12 protein-coding genes, 5 tRNA genes and 1 pseudogene are annotated in these 16,529 nt (G+C 66.3%); 4 read left to right on the top strand and 14 right to left on the bottom strand.

Annotated elements, in window-relative coordinates:
- Positions 1-203 precede the first annotated feature (203 nt).
- The gene (locus tag BSTEL_RS01245) at positions 204-1,331 is read right to left on the bottom strand and encodes a branched-chain amino acid aminotransferase (RefSeq protein ID WP_034526152.1); all 1,128 of its coding nucleotides are present in this window, start codon (positions 1,329-1,331) and stop codon (positions 204-206) included.
- Between the two features lie 218 nt (positions 1,332-1,549).
- A complete protein-coding gene (locus BSTEL_RS01240) occupies positions 1,550-2,179 on the bottom strand; it encodes a 50S ribosomal protein L25/general stress protein Ctc (protein WP_034526150.1) in 630 nt (209 codons plus the stop codon).
- Between the two features lie 240 nt (positions 2,180-2,419).
- On the opposite strand from BSTEL_RS01240, the gene BSTEL_RS01235 reads away from it, so the two are divergent.
- A complete protein-coding gene (locus BSTEL_RS01235; protein WP_034526147.1) occupies positions 2,420-3,418 on the top strand; it encodes an alpha/beta hydrolase in 999 nt (332 codons plus the stop codon).
- A gap of 113 nt (positions 3,419-3,531) precedes the next feature.
- Here BSTEL_RS01235 and BSTEL_RS01230 read toward each other — a convergent pair whose 3' ends face one another.
- From BSTEL_RS01230 to BSTEL_RS01220, 3 genes and pseudogenes are all read right to left on the bottom strand, one after another.
- Positions 3,532-4,953, bottom strand: a complete 1,422-nt coding sequence (locus BSTEL_RS01230) for an NAD(P)(+) transhydrogenase (Re/Si-specific) subunit beta (RefSeq protein ID WP_034526144.1) — start codon at positions 4,951-4,953, stop codon at positions 3,532-3,534.
- On the bottom strand, positions 4,954-5,253 hold the full coding sequence (locus tag BSTEL_RS01225; RefSeq protein ID WP_034526141.1) for an NAD(P) transhydrogenase subunit alpha part 2: 300 nt from the start codon (positions 5,251-5,253) through the stop codon (positions 4,954-4,956).
- A 20-nt stretch (positions 5,254-5,273) separates the two neighbouring features.
- Positions 5,274-6,426 (bottom strand): annotated as a pseudogene (locus BSTEL_RS01220) (NAD(P) transhydrogenase subunit alpha).
- A gap of 203 nt (positions 6,427-6,629) precedes the next feature.
- Between BSTEL_RS01220 and BSTEL_RS01215 the strand changes: the two are divergent.
- The gene (locus tag BSTEL_RS01215; RefSeq protein WP_034526138.1) at positions 6,630-8,672 is read left to right on the top strand and encodes an AMP-dependent synthetase/ligase; all 2,043 of its coding nucleotides are present in this window, start codon (positions 6,630-6,632) and stop codon (positions 8,670-8,672) included.
- A gap of 122 nt (positions 8,673-8,794) precedes the next feature.
- Here the strand turns inward: BSTEL_RS01215 and BSTEL_RS01210 are convergent, their stop codons facing one another.
- From BSTEL_RS01210 to BSTEL_RS01180, 7 genes are all read right to left on the bottom strand, one after another.
- A complete protein-coding gene (locus tag BSTEL_RS01210) occupies positions 8,795-10,609 on the bottom strand; it encodes an AMP-dependent synthetase/ligase (RefSeq protein WP_034526136.1) in 1,815 nt (604 codons plus the stop codon).
- A 38-nt stretch (positions 10,610-10,647) separates the two neighbouring features.
- The gene (locus BSTEL_RS11615) at positions 10,648-11,352 is read right to left on the bottom strand and encodes a M23 family metallopeptidase (RefSeq protein ID WP_238567593.1); all 705 of its coding nucleotides are present in this window, start codon (positions 11,350-11,352) and stop codon (positions 10,648-10,650) included.
- 348 nt (positions 11,353-11,700) lie between these two features.
- Positions 11,701-11,776 (bottom strand) — tRNA-Gly (locus BSTEL_RS01200).
- 32 nt (positions 11,777-11,808) lie between these two features.
- Positions 11,809-11,881, bottom strand: a tRNA-Val gene (locus BSTEL_RS01195).
- A gap of 43 nt (positions 11,882-11,924) precedes the next feature.
- Positions 11,925-11,999: transfer RNA gene (locus BSTEL_RS01190), tRNA-Val, on the bottom strand.
- A gap of 43 nt (positions 12,000-12,042) precedes the next feature.
- Positions 12,043-12,113 (bottom strand) — tRNA-Cys (locus BSTEL_RS01185).
- A gap of 28 nt (positions 12,114-12,141) precedes the next feature.
- A tRNA-Gly gene (locus BSTEL_RS01180) sits at positions 12,142-12,214 on the bottom strand.
- A gap of 204 nt (positions 12,215-12,418) precedes the next feature.
- On the opposite strand from BSTEL_RS01180, the gene BSTEL_RS01175 reads away from it, so the two are divergent.
- Positions 12,419-13,273, top strand: coding sequence for a PAC2 family protein (locus BSTEL_RS01175; RefSeq protein ID WP_034526132.1), 855 nt, complete (start codon positions 12,419-12,421; stop codon positions 13,271-13,273).
- Between the two features lie 15 nt (positions 13,274-13,288).
- On the opposite strand, the gene BSTEL_RS01170 is transcribed toward BSTEL_RS01175, so the two are convergent.
- Positions 13,289-14,080: a fructosamine kinase family protein gene (locus BSTEL_RS01170; RefSeq protein WP_034526127.1), complete on the bottom strand. Its 792-nt coding sequence runs from the start codon at positions 14,078-14,080 to the stop codon at positions 13,289-13,291.
- A gap of 200 nt (positions 14,081-14,280) precedes the next feature.
- Here BSTEL_RS01170 and BSTEL_RS01165 point away from each other — a divergent pair, with 200 nt between their 5' ends.
- Positions 14,281-15,201 (top strand): undecaprenyl-diphosphate phosphatase, encoded by a 921-nt coding sequence (locus BSTEL_RS01165; protein ID WP_034526122.1) that lies wholly within the window; start codon positions 14,281-14,283, stop codon positions 15,199-15,201.
- A gap of 110 nt (positions 15,202-15,311) precedes the next feature.
- Here BSTEL_RS01165 and dnaJ read toward each other — a convergent pair whose 3' ends face one another.
- On the bottom strand, positions 15,312-16,472 hold the full coding sequence (dnaJ, locus tag BSTEL_RS01160; RefSeq protein WP_034526117.1) for a molecular chaperone DnaJ: 1,161 nt from the start codon (positions 16,470-16,472) through the stop codon (positions 15,312-15,314).
- Positions 16,473-16,529 lie beyond the last annotated feature (57 nt).

The raw sequence follows: 16,529 nt of genomic DNA, 5'->3' as shown, positions 1-16,529 counted from the left end.
CAAGCCGCGCGGTTTCCTTCACTTTTCCGATCACACACCGAATGAAACCGCACGGCCCTTACACCACAATCGGAGGAGCCAGTTTGTAGGCAACTGTAGGCAAATAGACTTTTGTCCGAACTCGAGACCTCAAAAAGCAAGGCCCTTCATCCTTACTTGCGTAAGGATGAAGGGCCTCCAATCAAACGAACGTTCGAATGGTATCAGCAGACCTTCCACATCCAGTTGTGCGGATCCTCGATCTCGCCGAGCTGGATGCCGAGCAGTTCGTCGCGCAGCGACTGGGTGAGCTCGCCGACGCCGCCTTCGGCGACGGTCACGTCGAACTTCGGGGACTTGAAGCGTCCGATCGGCGTGATGATGGCGGCGGTGCCGCAGGCGAACACCTCGGTGACCTCGCCGGACTTGATGTCCTCGAGCAGCTGTTCGAGGGCGATCATCGTCTCGACCACGTCGATGCCGCGGTCCTGCAGCAGCTGGATGAGGGAGCGGCGGGTCACGCCCGGCAGGATGTTGCCGGTCAGGGACGGGGTCTCCACGTGGCCGTCCTTGTGGACGACCATCATGTTCATGCCGCCGAGCTCCTCGAGGTAGGTCTTGGTGGCGGCGTCGACGAAGCAGACCTGCTCGCAGCCGTTCTCGATGCCCGTGTACTCGCCGAGCAGGGAGGCGGCGTAGTTGCCGCCGCACTTGGCGAAACCGGTGCCGCCGGGGCCGGTGCGGAACCACTTGTCTTCCACCCAGATGCTCACCGGCTTGACGCCGCCCGGGAAGTACGGGCCGGACGGGGAGGCGATCACGCAGTAGTCGACCTCGTGCGGGGCACGCACGCCGAGGAACGGCTCGGAAGCGAACATGAACGGACGCATGTACAGCGTGTACTCACGACGGGACGGAACCCAGGCGGCGTCGCGGCGCACCAGCGCGGCGACGGAGCCGATGAAGTCGTCGACCGGCAGCTCGGGCAGGTAGAGGCGCTTCGCGGAGTTCTGGAAACGCTCGGCGTTCGCGTCCGGGCGGAACAGCCAGGTGGAGCCGTCGGAGTGACGGTACGCCTTGAGGCCTTCGAAGCATTCCTGCGCGTAGTGCAGCACGGATGCGCCCGGATCCATCTTGAGCGGCGCGTACGGCTCGACACGGCGGTCGCCCCAACCCTCGCCCTTGGTCCACGTCATGTGGGTCATGTTGTCGGAGAAGACCTGGCCGAAGGCCGGCTTGTCGATGAGCTCGGCGCGCTTGGCGTCGGAGGCCGGATTCTCGTTCGGCAGTACGGTGAACGGCTCGACCAGCTTGTCGAGCGCCGCCGGATCGTGATGCGTGTTCTCAGTCATGTTCACTTCTTTTGTTGCAATCGGCCGTACGATGACGGTCTTTCGAAGGGGTTGCCGTGCGCTTGTGGCGCCCGGTGCTGTCAGTTACTTTCGCACATCCCGCAACGGCGGATGTGCGCCGGTTCACATTATGAAAAGCAAATGGGAAGACCCGCGAGACATGTCGCGGGTCTTCCGGGGAAAATCAGATCGTCACGCCGGCCTCACGCCGGCGGCGATCACTTGGCGTCGGCGGCCGGGGCGGCAGCGGCGTCGGCGGCCGGAGCGGCGGCAGCGGCCTCCGGGGCGGCGGTGGACTCGGTGGCGTCCTCCGGCACCTCGACGGTCACGACGGACTCCTCGGCGTTCTCGACGTCAAGCTCGACGCCCTCGGGCAGGACGACGTCCTTGGCGAACACCTTGGTGCCGTCGGTCAGGCCCTCGACGTTCACGACGATGCGCTCCGGCAGGTTGGCGACATCGGCGCGGACCTTGAGCTCCTGGATGTCGACGAACGCGACGGCGGCGCCCTTCGGCGTGCCCTCGACGAACACCGGCACCTCGACGTCGATCTTCTCGCCGGCCTTGACCTCGTAGAAGTCGATGTGCTCGACGATGCGCTTGACGGGGTTGCGCTGCACGTCCTTGACGACGGCCATGGCCTTCTCGTCGCCGAAGTTCAGCTCGAACAGGGCGTTGGTGTGGCGCAGGGAGAGGGTGGTCTCCTTCATCGGCAGGGTGAGGAACTTCGGCTCGGCGCCACCGGCGTAGATGGTGGCGGGGATGCGCTTGGCGACGCGCAGGCGGCGGGCGACGCCCTTGCCGAACTCGTTGCGGACTTCGCCGTTGAGGACGATCTTGGTAGCCATAGTATGGTCTCCTTGGGTTGTATGGACGTATGTGTCACTTGTCGTTCTGTCTTTTGACGCCACGACGCGCCGCAGAACGTCCCAAGAAGGGATGATTCACGCCGAGTCGATAACGGAAGAGGCAATCCCTTGTGGGACCGTTCTTCCCTCGCCAAAGCAACAGCAATCAAGTATACGAAGGTGGCGGACAATCACGGCTACAATCGTGAATGGAAGTTCTTCACAGGGAATCGAGTTGCGATGAAGCGAACCACAAGGAACATGCTGATCGGCGCCGGTGCGGGGGCCGGTCTTCTCGCCGCCGGACTGTGCGGCACGGCCGAACTGATGTTCCACCTGTCATTGGACGTGCGGTACACGCACTGGATGAAGCGTCTGATGTCCGGTCCGGCGGCCGCGCCGTATCTCGACTCCCCTCATCGCGACGCCGACGAGGAGACCGAGGCCGCGCACTGGTTCGACACGGTGAAGCAGCCGGTCTCGATGCGTTCCGAAGATGGTCTGAAACTGTGCGGTTGGCTGTTCGACCCGGATTGCGCCTCCCCCGCACCGCACCTGTACGCGGTGTGCGTGCACGGCTATGGTGGAGGCCCCGCCGATATGGCGAAGTACGCGCACCGCTTCGCCCGCATGGGATTCACCGTGCTCGTCCCGGCGCAGCGCGGCTACGAACTGAGCGAGGGACGCTACGTCGGCATGGGATGGCTGGAGCGCCGCGATCTTCTGGGTTGGACCACCCTCATCACCGCGAGCGACCCCGAGGCCCGCGTCCTGCTGCACGGCGTCTCGATGGGCGCCGCCACGGTGATGATGACGACCGGCGAACCGGAGCTGCCCCGCAACGTCGTCGCCGCGATCGAGGACTGCGGATACACGTCGGTGCGCGACCAGTTCCTGTTCAACGCGAAGCACATGTACCATCTGCCCTATCACTGGATGGGTGCGCCGATCGTCGACCTCATGTCCGCGATTTCGCGCCGGGTCGCCGGGTACGGCTTCCGCGAGGCATCCTGCGTGCGTTCGCTGCGCCATACGATCATTCCGATGATGTTCATCCACGGCGACGCCGACACGTTCGTCGACCCCGCGTTCCTCGACCGCAACATCGCCGCATGCGCGGGACCGGACCGCGAACGTCTGCTGGTGCCGGGCGCCGGCCATGCCCTCGCCGCGAGCACGGATCCGGAGCTCTATTGGAGCCGCGTCGGCGCGTTCGTCACGCGCGTGTTCGGACTGTGACGGTTCGCCCCGCGGCCGGCATCGCCTCCGGAAAACGACCCGGAAACGATGGGAGCCCCTCAGAGGAGGGGCTCCCATGCGGTTGAAGCCGGCGCGCCGACGAGGACGCTCCGTTACGCCAGCAATTCCTTGACGGCGGCGATGACGGCTTGCAGGCTCTTCTTCGCGTCGCCGAACAGCATCTGCGTGTTGTCCTCGAAGTAGAGCTCGTTCTGGATGCCGGCGTAGCCGGTGCCGCGGCCGCGCTTCATGACGACCACGTTCTGCGCCTTGTCGACGTCGAGGATCGGCATGCCGGAGACCGGGGTGCCCGGGCGGCGGGCGGCCGGGTTGGTGACATCGTTGGCGCCGACGACGAGGGCGACGTTGGCGGACGGGAACTGCGGGTTGATCTCCTCCAGGTCGACGAGCTCCTCGTAGGGCACGTTGGCTTCGGCGAGCAGCACGTTCATGTGGCCGGGCATGCGGCCGGCGACCGGGTGGATCGCGTAGGAGACCTCGACGCCGTGGTTCTTGAGCAGCTCGCCAAGGTCGGCGAGTTCGCGCTGGGCCTGCGCCTGGGCGAGGCCGAAGCCGGGCACGAAGATGACCTTGTCAGCGTAGACGAGCTGGACGGCGAGGTCGTCCGGCGAGGTCTCCTTCATCGTGCCCTCCGGGCCGTCGCCGGCGGCGGCAGTGTCGGAGCCGCCGAAGCCGCCGGCGAGGACGGACAGCAGCGGACGGTTCATGGCCTGCGCCATGAGGATGGACAGGGTCACGCCGGCCGAACCGACGAGCGCGCCGGCCACGATGAGGGCGACGTTATCGATGGCGAGGCCGGACATGGCGACGGCGGTGCCGGTGCAGGCGTTGAGCACGGAGATGACGACGGGCATGTCGGCACCGCCGATCGGGATGACGAACACGAGGCCGTAGCCGAGGGCGAACAGCGTCGTGAGAATCGACCACAGGAGGCGCTGTCCGGGCTGGACGCACAGCATGACGAAGCTGGCGACCGTGAGGACGATGAACACGATGTTCCACACGCCCTTGCCGGGCAGGGTGAGCTTCTTCACCCACTTGACGCCCTGCAGCTTGCCGGCGGCGATGAGCGATCCGGTGAACGTGACGGAGCCGATGAGGATGCCGAGGCCGGCGGTGATGAGCACGACGAGATCCGGCACGCCCTCCTTGGTGAGGATGTCGTTCAACGCGACGAGCGCGGCCGCGCCGCCGCCGACCGTGTTGAACACGGAGACGAGCTGCGGCATGTCGGTCATCTTGACCTTCTTGGCGGAGACGACGCCGGCGACCGCGCCGATCAGGATGCCGACGACGAGCACGACGACGGCGACCGTGTTGACGAAGCCCTTGGCGAACAGCACGATGAACGCCATGAGCACGGCGACGACCATGCCGAACGCGGAAATCTGGTTGCCCTTGCGGGCGGTCTTCGGCGAGTTCATGAAGTGCAGGCCGACGACGAACATGACGGCGGAGAACAGGTAGACGAACCAGGCGACGATGTCGATGGTTCCGACGGTTGCGGAGGCCATTTACTTATCCTCCCCCTTCTTCTTGTTGGATTTGAACATCTCGAGCATGCGGTCGGTGACGACGTAGCCGCCGACCACGTTCATCGTGCCGAGCACGGCGGCCAGGAAGATGAACACGTAGGCGAGCGGCGAGTTCGCCTCGGCGGCGACGATGACGACGCCGACGATGACGATGCCGTGGATGGAGTTCGCGCCGGACATGAGCGGGGTGTGCAGGGTGGCGGGCACCTTGCCGATCACCTCGATGCCGATGAGCAGCGCCAGCACGAACAGTGTGATGGAGACGACGAGCGTGGGCATTTGCGTTTCCTTCCCTTCTTCTACTTCTCTGCGGACGCGGACCCGGCGGCCTCGACGCGGCCGGCGACGACGAGCGCGGCGTCCAGCTCCTCGGAGGGGGTCCTGCGACAGTTTGCCGTCACGCACGAAGTGGGCGAGCACATCGGCCACGTTGCGTGCGAGCAGGTCGGACGCGGTGGTGGCGACGCCGGAGGCGAGGTACGGCGCGCCAATGATGGTGACGCCGCCTTCGGTGGTCCGCGTGCCGATGGCGGAGCCCTCGACGTTGCCGCCGAGTTCGGACGCCGCGCAATCGACGATAACGGCACCGCGCTTCAGGCCGTCGACGCCGGCCTTGGTGAGCAGCACCGGGGGCCTGCGGCCCGGGACCTTCGCGGTGGTGATGACGATGTCGAAGCCGGCGGCCTTCGCGTCGACGGCGGCCTGCTGCTCCTTCTGCTCCTCGGGCGTCAGGGCGCGCGCGTAGCCGCCTTCGCCCTGTCCCTTGGAGAAGTCGAGTCCGAGGTCGAGGAACTTCGCGCCGAGCGATTCGACCTCGCCTTTGGAGGCGGGGCGCACGTCGTACGCGGTGACGACGGCGCCGAGCCGGCGCAGCGTGCCGATGGCCTGGAGTCCGGCGATGCCGGCGCCGAGCACGAGCGCCTTCGCCGGGCGGATCGTGCCGGCGGCGGTGGTCATCATCGGCAGGAACGAGCCGTAGGCGTCGGCGGCGAGGATGGCGGCCTTGTAGCCCATCACCGAGTTCTGCGAGGTCATCTCGTCCATCGACTGCGCGCTGGACAGCTGGCGCGGCAGGCGCTCGATGGCGACGCCCACGAGACCGGCCGCATCGAGCGAGGCGACGTAGTCGGCATCGGTGAACGAGCCGAGCATGCCGATCACCCACTGGCCGGCCCTGAGTTTGGCGACGGTCCCGGCGGACGGACGGTCGACGAAGCCGAGCGCATCGGCCTTGGCGATCACCTCGTCGCGTGCGGCGACCGTGGCGCCCGCCTTCGCATAGTCCTCGTCCGTGTAGTGCGCCGCGGCGCCGGCGCCGCGTTCGATCAGGCAGGAGATTCCGCTCCGCCCGAGCCTGGTGACGATGTCCGGGGTCAACGCGACGCGGGATTCCGTATCCGACGTCTCGTCCAGCACACCGAAAGCCACCGTGGCTTCCTTGATTTCAGCCATGAGAGCCCTTTCTGACATTGGCCGTATCGGGTCATACGTCGCCCCAGTGTAGCCGAAATCGTGCGGCACGCACGGAGGAACGTCCACGAACGCGCGCACGCCCCGCGTTCCCTACGCTACCGTAAGGTGACGTGTCGCGTCCGGGGCGCTAAACTGGCTGTTTTGAGACAGGACCAGACAGGAATTGGGTCAAGGAGCACCACGTGTCCGTTTTTTCCACGTTGAAGCAGCAAACCACGAACATCACGCGCAAGGCGTTGCGTCTCGGCACCGACTTCGTGCATCCGGTCGGCGACGACGCCGGCAACGAACCCGACTACGCCGGCGAGGACATCGCCCGCGAGGAGTCCATCGAGCTGCCCCACACCGACGTGTGGGGGCCGGACCGTCCGACGGTCACGGAGATCGATTCGGAGTCGGGTCTGCTGACCACTACCACGCAGGGCAATCCCCCGCTGGACATGGGCATGTCGATCTACGACATCTACGCCGACCGCGCCGCGCGCATGGGCGACGAGCCGCTGTACACGTACAAGGAGGACGGCGAGTGGGTCACGAAGACCGCGAACGAGTTCCTCGCCGAGGTTCGCGAGATCGCCAAGGGCCTGCTGCACTACGGGCTGAGGAAGGGCGACGGCGTGGCGTTCATGTGCCGCACCTCCTATGAGTGGGATCTGACCGACGCGGCCGTCATGGCCTGCGGCGGCGTGCTGGCCACCATCTACGACACGGATTCCGCCGAGCAGATCCGCAACATCGTCAACAACTCCGACGCCCGCCTGCTCATCGTGCAGGACACCGCCATGCGCGACAAGGCCGACGGCGCCGTCGAGGAGTGCCCGTCGCTTGAGCACATCGTGTGCATCGAGACCGGCGGCCTGGACGAGATCAAGGCGTACGGCAAGTCCGTGTCCGACGAGGAGCTGGACGAGCGCATCGACTCGGTGCAGAAGACCGACCTGTGCTCGATCGTCTACACGTCCGGTTCCACCGCCGCGCCCAAGGGCGTGGAGATGACGCATGAGCACTACTGCCAGACGGCTCTGAACCTGCCCGACTACATGCCGGATCTGCTGCACGACAAGAAGAACACGATTCTGCTGTTCCTGCCGCAGGCACATTCGTTCGCGCGCGCCATCAACTACATCGTCGTCGCCTCGAACATCCACATCTACATCGCGACCGGCATCAAGACGCTAATCTCCGACCTGCAGGTCGCCAAGCCGTCCATCATGATCGTCGTGCCCCGCGTGCTGGAGAAGGTGTACAACGCCGCATCGCAGAAGGCGGGCCACGGCGCGAAGGGCATGGTGTTCGCCTCCGCGGTCGTCGCCGCGCAGGACTACATGAAGGAGATCTCCGAGAAGGGCCATGCGGGCGCTCTGACACGCACCAAGCGCGCCGCGTTCGACCCGGTGGTCTACAAGTCGCTGCGCGAGGTGCTGGGCGGCCGCGCCAAGTGGATCGTCGCCGGCGGAGCCCCGCTCGACCCGGAGCTGATGGCGTTCTTCCGCGGCGCCGGCGTGCCCGTGTACGAGGGCTACGGCCTGACCGAAACGACCGCCCCGTGCGCGTTCAACGTGCTGGGCGTCCCGTTCCACGCCGGTTCGGTCGGCATCGCGTTCCCCGGCTTCTCGCTGCGCATCGCCGAGGACGGTGAGATCCAGGTCAAGGGCCGCGCCGTGTTCCCCCGCTACCACAAGAACGAGGAGGCCACCGAGACCTCCTTCACCGAGGACGGCTGGTACGCGACCGGCGATCTGGGCCGCATCGACAATGACGGCTTCCTGTACATCACGGGCCGCAAGAAGGATCTCATCATCACCGCCGGTGGCAAGAACGTGGCGCCCGGTCCGATCGAGGAGGTCATCCAGCGTTGCGAGATCGTCTCGCAGGCGCTGGTGCTCGGCGACAAGCGTCCGTTCATCTCCGCGCTCATCACGCTGGACGAGGAGTCGCTGCGCCCGTGGCTGGCCGCGAAGGGCCTCGACGAGCATATGACGATGGAGGAGGCCGCGGAGAACGCCGCCGTGCGCGCCGAGGTGCAGAAGTGGGTCGATCAGGCCAACGAGGGCGTCTCCCGCGCCGAGTCGGTCCGCAAGTTCATCATCCTGCCCGAGGAGTTCACGCAGGAGAACGGCCTGATGACCGCGTCGATGAAGGTCATCCGCCCGAAGGTCATCAAGCGGTATGCGACGCTGCTCGCCACGCAGATGTACACGAAGAAGACGGCCCCGCGCCAGTGAGGCGCGTATCTCCGTCCACGTGACGGGACGATGGAAGGGCCCGTGCCGAATCTCCGATCGGGATTCGGCACGGGCCCTTCCATATGCGGCGGTCGTCTTCCGCCGCTGATGTCACGCGGACGTCACTTCTTGCCCGCGTAGATCACGTTGTCGATCAGGTCGCGGTAGCGCTTGGTGATGGCCTCGCGGCGCGCCTTCATCGACGCGGTGACGAGCCCGTTCTCCTCGGTGAAGTCGTCGGGGACGATCTCGAACTTGCGGATGGATTCGGCGCGGGAGACGAGTTCGTCCGCCTGATTGACGGCCCGTTCCACCTCGGCGTACACGATCGGATTGCGCGCGGCTTCGGCCAGATCGGCGCACGGCTTCGCACCCTGGGCTTCGAGCCACGTGTTCGTCTCCGCCAGATCGAGCGCGACGATCGCGGCGACGAACGGCTTGCGGTCGCCGACGACGACGCACTGGTTGACGACCGGCGAGGTCATCACCGACGCCTCCAGTTCGCCCGGCGAGACGTTCTTGCCGCCGGCGGTGATGATGAGGTCCTTCTTGCGGCCGGTCACGGTGACGAAGCCGTCGTCGCTGAGCGAGCCGAGGTCGCCGGTGTGCAGCCACCCGTCGCGGATCTGCTCGCGCGTGATCTCGGGATGGTTGTGGTAGCCGACGCACACGGCGGGGCTTTTGATGCACAGCTCGCCGTCGTCGGCGATGCCGACGGCCGTGCCCTGCATGGGCAGGCCGATCGTGCCGATCCGGTATCCGGCGGTCGGATTCACGGTGGCGGGCGCGCACGTTTCGGTCATGCCGTAGCCTTCGAGCAGCGGCAGGCCGATGCCGTTGAAGAAGTGCGCGATGGACTTGTCGAGCGGGGCGCCGCCCGAGACCGCGTATTCGACATGCCCGCCGAATACGCCGAGGATCGACTTGTAGACGAGCCTTGCGTAGACGGCGTGCTTCAGGTTCAGCAGGAACGGGATCGGCTCGCCGGACTGCTGCGCCTTCGACCATGCGCGGGCGGTGGCGGTCGCGCCCGCGAAGACGCGTCCCTTGAATCCGGCACCGGCCTTCTGTGAGGCCGCGTTGTAGATCTTCTCGAAGATGCGGGGCACGGCGAGGATGAACGTCGGCTTGAACGCGGCGAAGTCGGCGAGGATCGTCTTCAGGTTCCCGGACAGGCCGAGCGTCACGTTGCCGGCGAAGCAGAAGAACTGCATGTACCGGGCGAACACGTGCGCGAGCGGCAGGAACAGCCAGAGCCGCGCGTATTCGGGCATGGCGATGGCCGGCATCGACCGGATGCCGGAATAGGTGATGAAGATGAAGTTGCCGTGGCTCAGTTCGACGCCCTTCGGCGTACCCGTGGAGCCGGACGTGTAGACGATGGTGGCGAGGTCGTCGCCATGCACGGACCGTTCGCGTTCGCGGAACTCCGCGTCGGTGACGCCCCTGCCGTACTCCTCGAGCGTGTCGAGCGCACCGAAGTCGATGACGTACACGTCGCCGAGGTCCGGGCACTGCGCGCGCACTGATTCGACCTTGTCGCGCTGCATGTCGTTCTCGGCGAACGCCATGCGCACGTGCGAGTCGTTGAAGATCATGCTCACCTGCGCCGGAGAGTTCGTCTCGTAGACGGGCACGGTGAGCGCGCCGATCGACATGATGGCCATGTCGAGCGCCGTCCACTCCCAGCGGGTCTTCGAGATCACGGACACGGCGTCGCCGGGCATGACGCCGCGCGCGATGAGGCCTTTGGCGAGCGCGACGACCTTGTCGCGGAATTCGACGGCGGTGAAGGACCGCCACTCCCCCGTGTCCGGCTCCTTGTATTCGATGAGGGATTGCTCCGGCGTGCGCGCGGCACGCTCCTCCAGTATCGAGAACAGGTTCCTGTCCGTGTCAATCGGCTGTTCCAGCGGCCTCAGGTATTCCGTGATCATCGTTCTGCACGACCTCCTAGGATGTGTCGTCACCGATTCTACCGTGCGTGGGCTTCACCCGACCCCTCGCGCACCACCGGTTTGAGCGCGATGCGCCGGGGCTCGGCCAGTGCCTCGGGATCGAGGTAGTCGTCGCCGCGTCTGACGCCCCAGTGCAGGCATGCCCCGTCGCAGTGGTCGGAGTGCGCGCCCACTTCGCCGAACGGCTCGTCGCGCGTGACCCGTGCTCCGACGCCCAATGCGGTGACGGCCGGCTCGAAGGTGAGCGTCAGATCGTGGTGGCGTATGCTCACCACCTGTTTGCCGGCGACGCTTCCCGTGAACGTGACGACGCCGTCCGCGGGGGCGAGCAGTTCATCGTGTTCCGCCGCGGCGAGGTCGATGCCCCGGTGCCCGGCCAGCCACGGCTGCGCCGGCCCGTCGAATGTCCGCCGTCTGTCGACGCGACGCAGCGGCCAGGACAGCGCGCGCCCGCATACGCCGGACTCCTCCTCCGCCGTCGCCGCGGTCCACGCCAACGGTCTCGGCCGCGTGTCCATGACGCCCACGGCCGAGGCGAACGTCGTCCGTCGCATGCCGCCCGCGCACCATGCGACGGAATCGGAGCCGGCCACGGCCCGCCGTTGCGACGGTTGCGGCGGGGCTTCCCCATGCCGCATCGCGAGGACGGCGGGCAGGAACATGATAACGGCGACGGCGAGGGACGCCACGATGCGCAGCGACTCCTGCCGTAGTCGTTCCATGCGGCGGCGTTCGCGTTCCGCCGCCGCGCGTCGGCGACGTGACTTCCATCGGCCGCGCCGCCGTGCGTTCCGTGCGATCGTATCGTCATGCCGCCGCCCGTCCATGTCGGATCCTCCCGTCGTCGTGGGTCGGCGCCCGGCGGTCGCCCGACGCCCATGCATTCCACGATGGACGACGGGCCCGTGCGAGTCCAACCGTGCGGGGAATGTGGACGGCACTCTCACGAATCTTCACAATCGCCCGCGGACCGGGTCGTGCGGGACCATCGGCCGATTCCGGAGAAGCCGTCGGGTCGGGAGACCACGTCGGAAACGAAGAAACCCCCGCACGATGGCGGGGGTTCGGAGTGGAGCGGACAACGGGACTCGAACCCGCGGTCTCAACCTTGGCAAGGTTGCGCTTTACCAACTAAGCTATGTCCGCGAAAGGATTCCGCCGTGAGAAGTGGAATCCGGTGGGCGATGTAGGAATCGAACCTACGACCCCTTCGGTGTGAACGAAGTGCGCTAGCCGCTGCGCCAATCGCCCGAATTGCTTCGGTATTCAGTTATCAGGCCGAATCGCTTCGGCATGGTGGGCGATACAAGATTCGAACTTGTGACCCCTTCCGTGTCAGGGAAGTGCGCTACCTCTGCGCCAACCGCCCGGGCCTGCACCAACAGCCGACCGAATCGCTTCGGTTCGCTGAGAGGTGGGTACGAGAGTCGAACTCGTCTATACGGCTTTGCAGGCCGCTGCCTAACCGCTTGGCTAACCCACCGTAAGGTCGTCAACTCATCGGACCTTAGAGCGGACAACGGGACTCGAACCCGCGGTCTCAACCTTGGCAAGGTTGCGCTTTACCAACTAAGCTATGTCCGCACTGGTCGTGGGGATTGCTCCCCGCCGAAGCACGAGTCACTACTATATCCATCCGCGAGCGAATTGCAAACACGGCGTGTCGCACCGGCGGATGCGGTCGCCGCCGCGGACGACGGGGCATCGGCCCGGCGCATCGGCACGCCTACGGCGAACACCGCCGGATCATGCCCGCCCGGCATGCGTTCCGCCGTTATTGTGGAAGGCATGAGCGAGGAACGGGACCCGCGGCGGAGCGTCATGCTCGCCGCCTTCGAGGGATGGAACGACGCCTGCCAGTCGGCGACCAACGTGATCCGGCATCTGCTGGGGCGCTACGAGGCTCGGGAGATACGGCACATCAGCTGCGACGGCTATTACGACTATCAGGTGTCGCGGCCGATGCTGTGCCGCGTCACCGGACGCCCCCGCATCATCTGGCCGCAGACCACGTTCTACGAGATCGCGCTCGCGCCGGATCTGCGCATCTACGCGCAGCTCGCGCCGGAACCGAACTACCGTTGGCGTGAATACTGCCGGCAGAGTCTGCACATCGCCGACGAGTTCGACGTCGACCGCATCGTCACGCTCGGATCGATGTACGCCGACTGCCCGCACACCCGCCCGCTGCCGATCGACGTCTCGCACGATCTCGACGAATGTGGCCGCAGCTGCGACTGCGGCGCGAACGACGGAGAAGACGGGTACAGCGGCCCCGTCGGCATCCCCACCGTATTGGACGACATGGCGCGCGAACAGTCGTTCGACACCACGTCGATGTGGGTGTCGATTCCCCAATACACCGGCAACGACGACTGCGCGCCCGCCACGCTGGCACTGCTGCGCCGTCTCGGCGAGGAAATCGGCTTCGATTTCGACGAGGGCGACCTGCCGTCGCTGGCGGACGCATGGAAGGCCAAGGCGTCGATGCTGCTCAGATGCAGCGACCAGCTGGCCGACTACGTGCATCATCTCGAACGCGAATGGGATCGCGCGGAGGCGGCGCGGAAAGCGGCCTCCGCCGACCCCACCCAGGCCGAACGCCTCGTCAGGGAGGCGGAGGACTTCCTCAAAGGGCTGTGACGGGCCGCCGCAGCGTCATCCCAGCAGGGAACGGCACATGGAACGGTACTCGCCCACATAGCCGCCGCCGAAGAACACGCAGTGGCCTGCGATCGGGTACAGCCGCCACAGGGTCATGCGCTCCTGCCAGCCGGCCTTGAGCGGGTGGACGCTCTGATAGCCGTCGAGGATGTCACGCAGATAGGTCATCCCGAACAATCCCAGCATGGCGAGATCCTCCTCGCGGTGGCCTCCGTGCGCCGCCGGGTCGATGAGCACCGCCTCGCTGTAGCCGCGGTCCGCGGTCCACATCACGTTGCCGCTCCACAGGTCTCCGTGCACGCGCGCCGGCTTGTCGGAGGCGGCGCGGCCGAGCAGGTCGGGCATCGCGTCGATCACCTGTTCGGTGAGCGCCAGGTCCGATTCGTCGAGTTCCCCGCGGCGGATGCCAAGCTCCACCATCGGGCGGAGTCGGCCTTCCGCGTAATAGGAGACCGGGTCGTCCCATTCGCCGGTCGCCATCGGCACCGGATCCTGCAGCGGGCCGAAATAGCAGGTGCCGTCGTATCCGGCCGGCGCGGAACCGAAATGCGGGGCGCCCGCGTCGTGCATGCGGGCGAGCGCCGCGCCGAAGTCATGCGCCGCCTTGACGGTGGGCATCGCGGAATGCACCTTCTCGATGTCGAGGTGGTCGTCGCCCCAGCCGATTACCTGCACGACGCGGGGGCCGCCCTGCGGCATGGCCTCGCCGAGCCATTCGAGCCCCCTGCCCTCGCACTCGAAGAACCCCTTCGGCGCGTATCCCCTGCTCTTGCGGTACGTATCCATGAATTCGCTCCTTCGTCGACGGGCCTTTTCACGGCCCGCGTCTTCGCCCAATTGTGGCCTCATTGCGCGTATTGCGCAAGGCGCCGTCCGCGAAGCGCCGCGCATGAGCGCGGTCTTAGCCCCCTATGAGTACAGTGGTCATCGCAAATGTCGAATACCGCAATATGCGAATACCCGAATTCCAGAGGTTAGAGGGGTTTATGAATTTCTTCCAGGCGATTTTCCTCGGTCTCGTCCAGGCGCTGACCGAATACCTGCCGGTGTCCTCCAGCGCGCATATCCGCATCATCGGCGACCTGATGATCGGCTCCGACCCGGGCGCCGCGTTCACCGCCATCATCCAGCTGGGCACGGAGCTCGCCGTGATCCTGTACTACCGTCGCGACATCATCCGCATCCTCGGCGCATGGTTCGGCTCCCTGTTCGGCCATGACGGCAAGGATTGGAAGTCGCGTCTGGGCGCGAAGAACCCGGACACGCAGATGGGCTGGTTCATCATCATCGGCACGATGCCGATCCTCATCGCGGGCCTGCTGTTCAAGAACATGATCGAGACGACGCTGCGCAACCTGTGGATCACCGTCACCGTGCTCGCCGTGTTCGGCGTGCTGCTGTGGATCTTCGACAGCCGCTCCAAGCAGGTCAAGACGATGAACCAGATGACCGTGAAGGACGCCCTGCTCTTCGGCGTCGGCCAGATGCTGGCGCTCATCCCGGGCGTCTCCCGTTCCGGCGGCACCATCACGTTCGGCCGCGCCATGGGATACACGCGCGAGGCCGCCGTGCGCGTCAGCTTCCTCATGGCCATCCCCGCCGTGTTCGGTGCGGGCATCCTGGAGGCCGTCTCCGCGGTGAAGGACGTGACCGCCTGCGACGCCACGAAGGCCGCGGACGCGTGCGCCGCGATCGGAGGCGCCGCCTGGCCGGGCTGGGGCCCGACCATCGCCGCCACGATCGTCGCGTTCTTCGTCGGCTACATCGTGATCATCGGCTTCCTGAAGTTCGTGAGCACGTTCTCCTACAAGGCGTTCGCCATCTACCGCATCGGCCTGGCCGTGGTGGTCGCCATCCTGCTCATCTCCGGCGTGCTGCCCGCCATCGACCCGTCCGTGGCCGGCTGACGGCTTCACGCGCATAACGGAAAGGCCCTGTATCCGCGATTCGAAACATCGTGGATACAGGGCCTTTCCGCGTATCATCGGGGAACGGCTGAATGCCTCCCCGGACTCGCTCAGCTCAACGCGTCCTTGAGCTTCGAGAAGAAGCCCTTCCTGCCGGACTGGCCGCCGGCGGCGGGTCGGGAGCTCTGGGCGACGTGGGTGGCGTCGCCGTCGTGCGAGGCGGCGAACTTCTCGATGAGGGAGCGTTCCTCGTCGTCGAGTCTGGTGGGGATCTCGACGGCGATGTGCGCGATGAGGTCGCCGCGCTCCCCCTGCGCACGCATGCGCGTGACGCCGAGGCCCTTCAATGTGACGGTGTCCTCGGGCTGGCATCCCGCGGGGACCGTCACGGTCTTCTCGCCGTCGAACGTGTCGATCTCGAGATCGTGGCCGAGCACGGCCCAGCTCATCGGCACGCGCACCCAGCAGTGCAGGTCGTCGCCGTCGCGGGTGAACTGCTTGTTGGAGCGGATGCGGATGTCCACGTACAGGTCGCCGGCGGGACCGCCGCCCTCGCCGACCTCGCCCTGGCTGGCGAGACGGATGCGGGAGTCGTCGCCGATGCCGGCGGGGACCTTGACGCCGACGCTGCGGGTGACCCGCACACGGCCGTGGCCCATGCACGAGGGGCACGGCTTGGAGATCACGTCGCCGTGGCCTTCGCAGCGCTCGCACGGCGCGGAGGTCATCATCTGGCCGAGCATCGTGCGCACGACCTTCTGACGGTAGCCGCTGCCATGGCAGTCGGGGCAGGTGGTGGGCTTCGAACCGTCGGCGGACCCGGAACCGGAGCAGTCGGGGCACAGGCCGAACGTGGTGATGCGCACCTGCTCGGTGCCGCCGAACACGGCGGTCTTCAGATCGATGGTCATGCTGGCGAGCGCGTCGCGGCCGGGCTGGGTGCGCGGGGTGGGGCCCTGCGCGCCGCCGCCGAACGCGCCGCCGAAGAACGTGCTGAACACGTCGCCCATGTCCCCCATGCCGCCGAAGCCGCCGGCGCCGAATCCCGCGGAGGCGTTGGGGTCGTTGGGGTCGACGCCGGAGTCGTACATGCGGCGTTTGTCGGGGTCGCTCAGCACCTCGTAGGCGTTGTTGACCTCCTTGAACTTGTCCTCGAATTCGGGACCGGCGATGTCGGGATGGTATTTGCGGCTCATCCGGCGGTACGCCTTCTTGATCTCGTCGTCGCTCGCGGTACGGTCGACGCCCAGCACCTCGTAGTAGTCTGCCACGGTTCGTTCGTTCCTTTATGTATATGCCTGTGTCTGTTGTTGCTAGCGGGTTATTGT

The sequence above is a fragment of the Bifidobacterium stellenboschense genome (assembly GCF_000741785.1).
In the GTDB taxonomy this organism is placed as follows: domain Bacteria; phylum Actinomycetota; class Actinomycetes; order Actinomycetales; family Bifidobacteriaceae; genus Bifidobacterium; species Bifidobacterium stellenboschense.
This window is presented reverse-complemented; position numbering and strand designations above follow the sequence as displayed.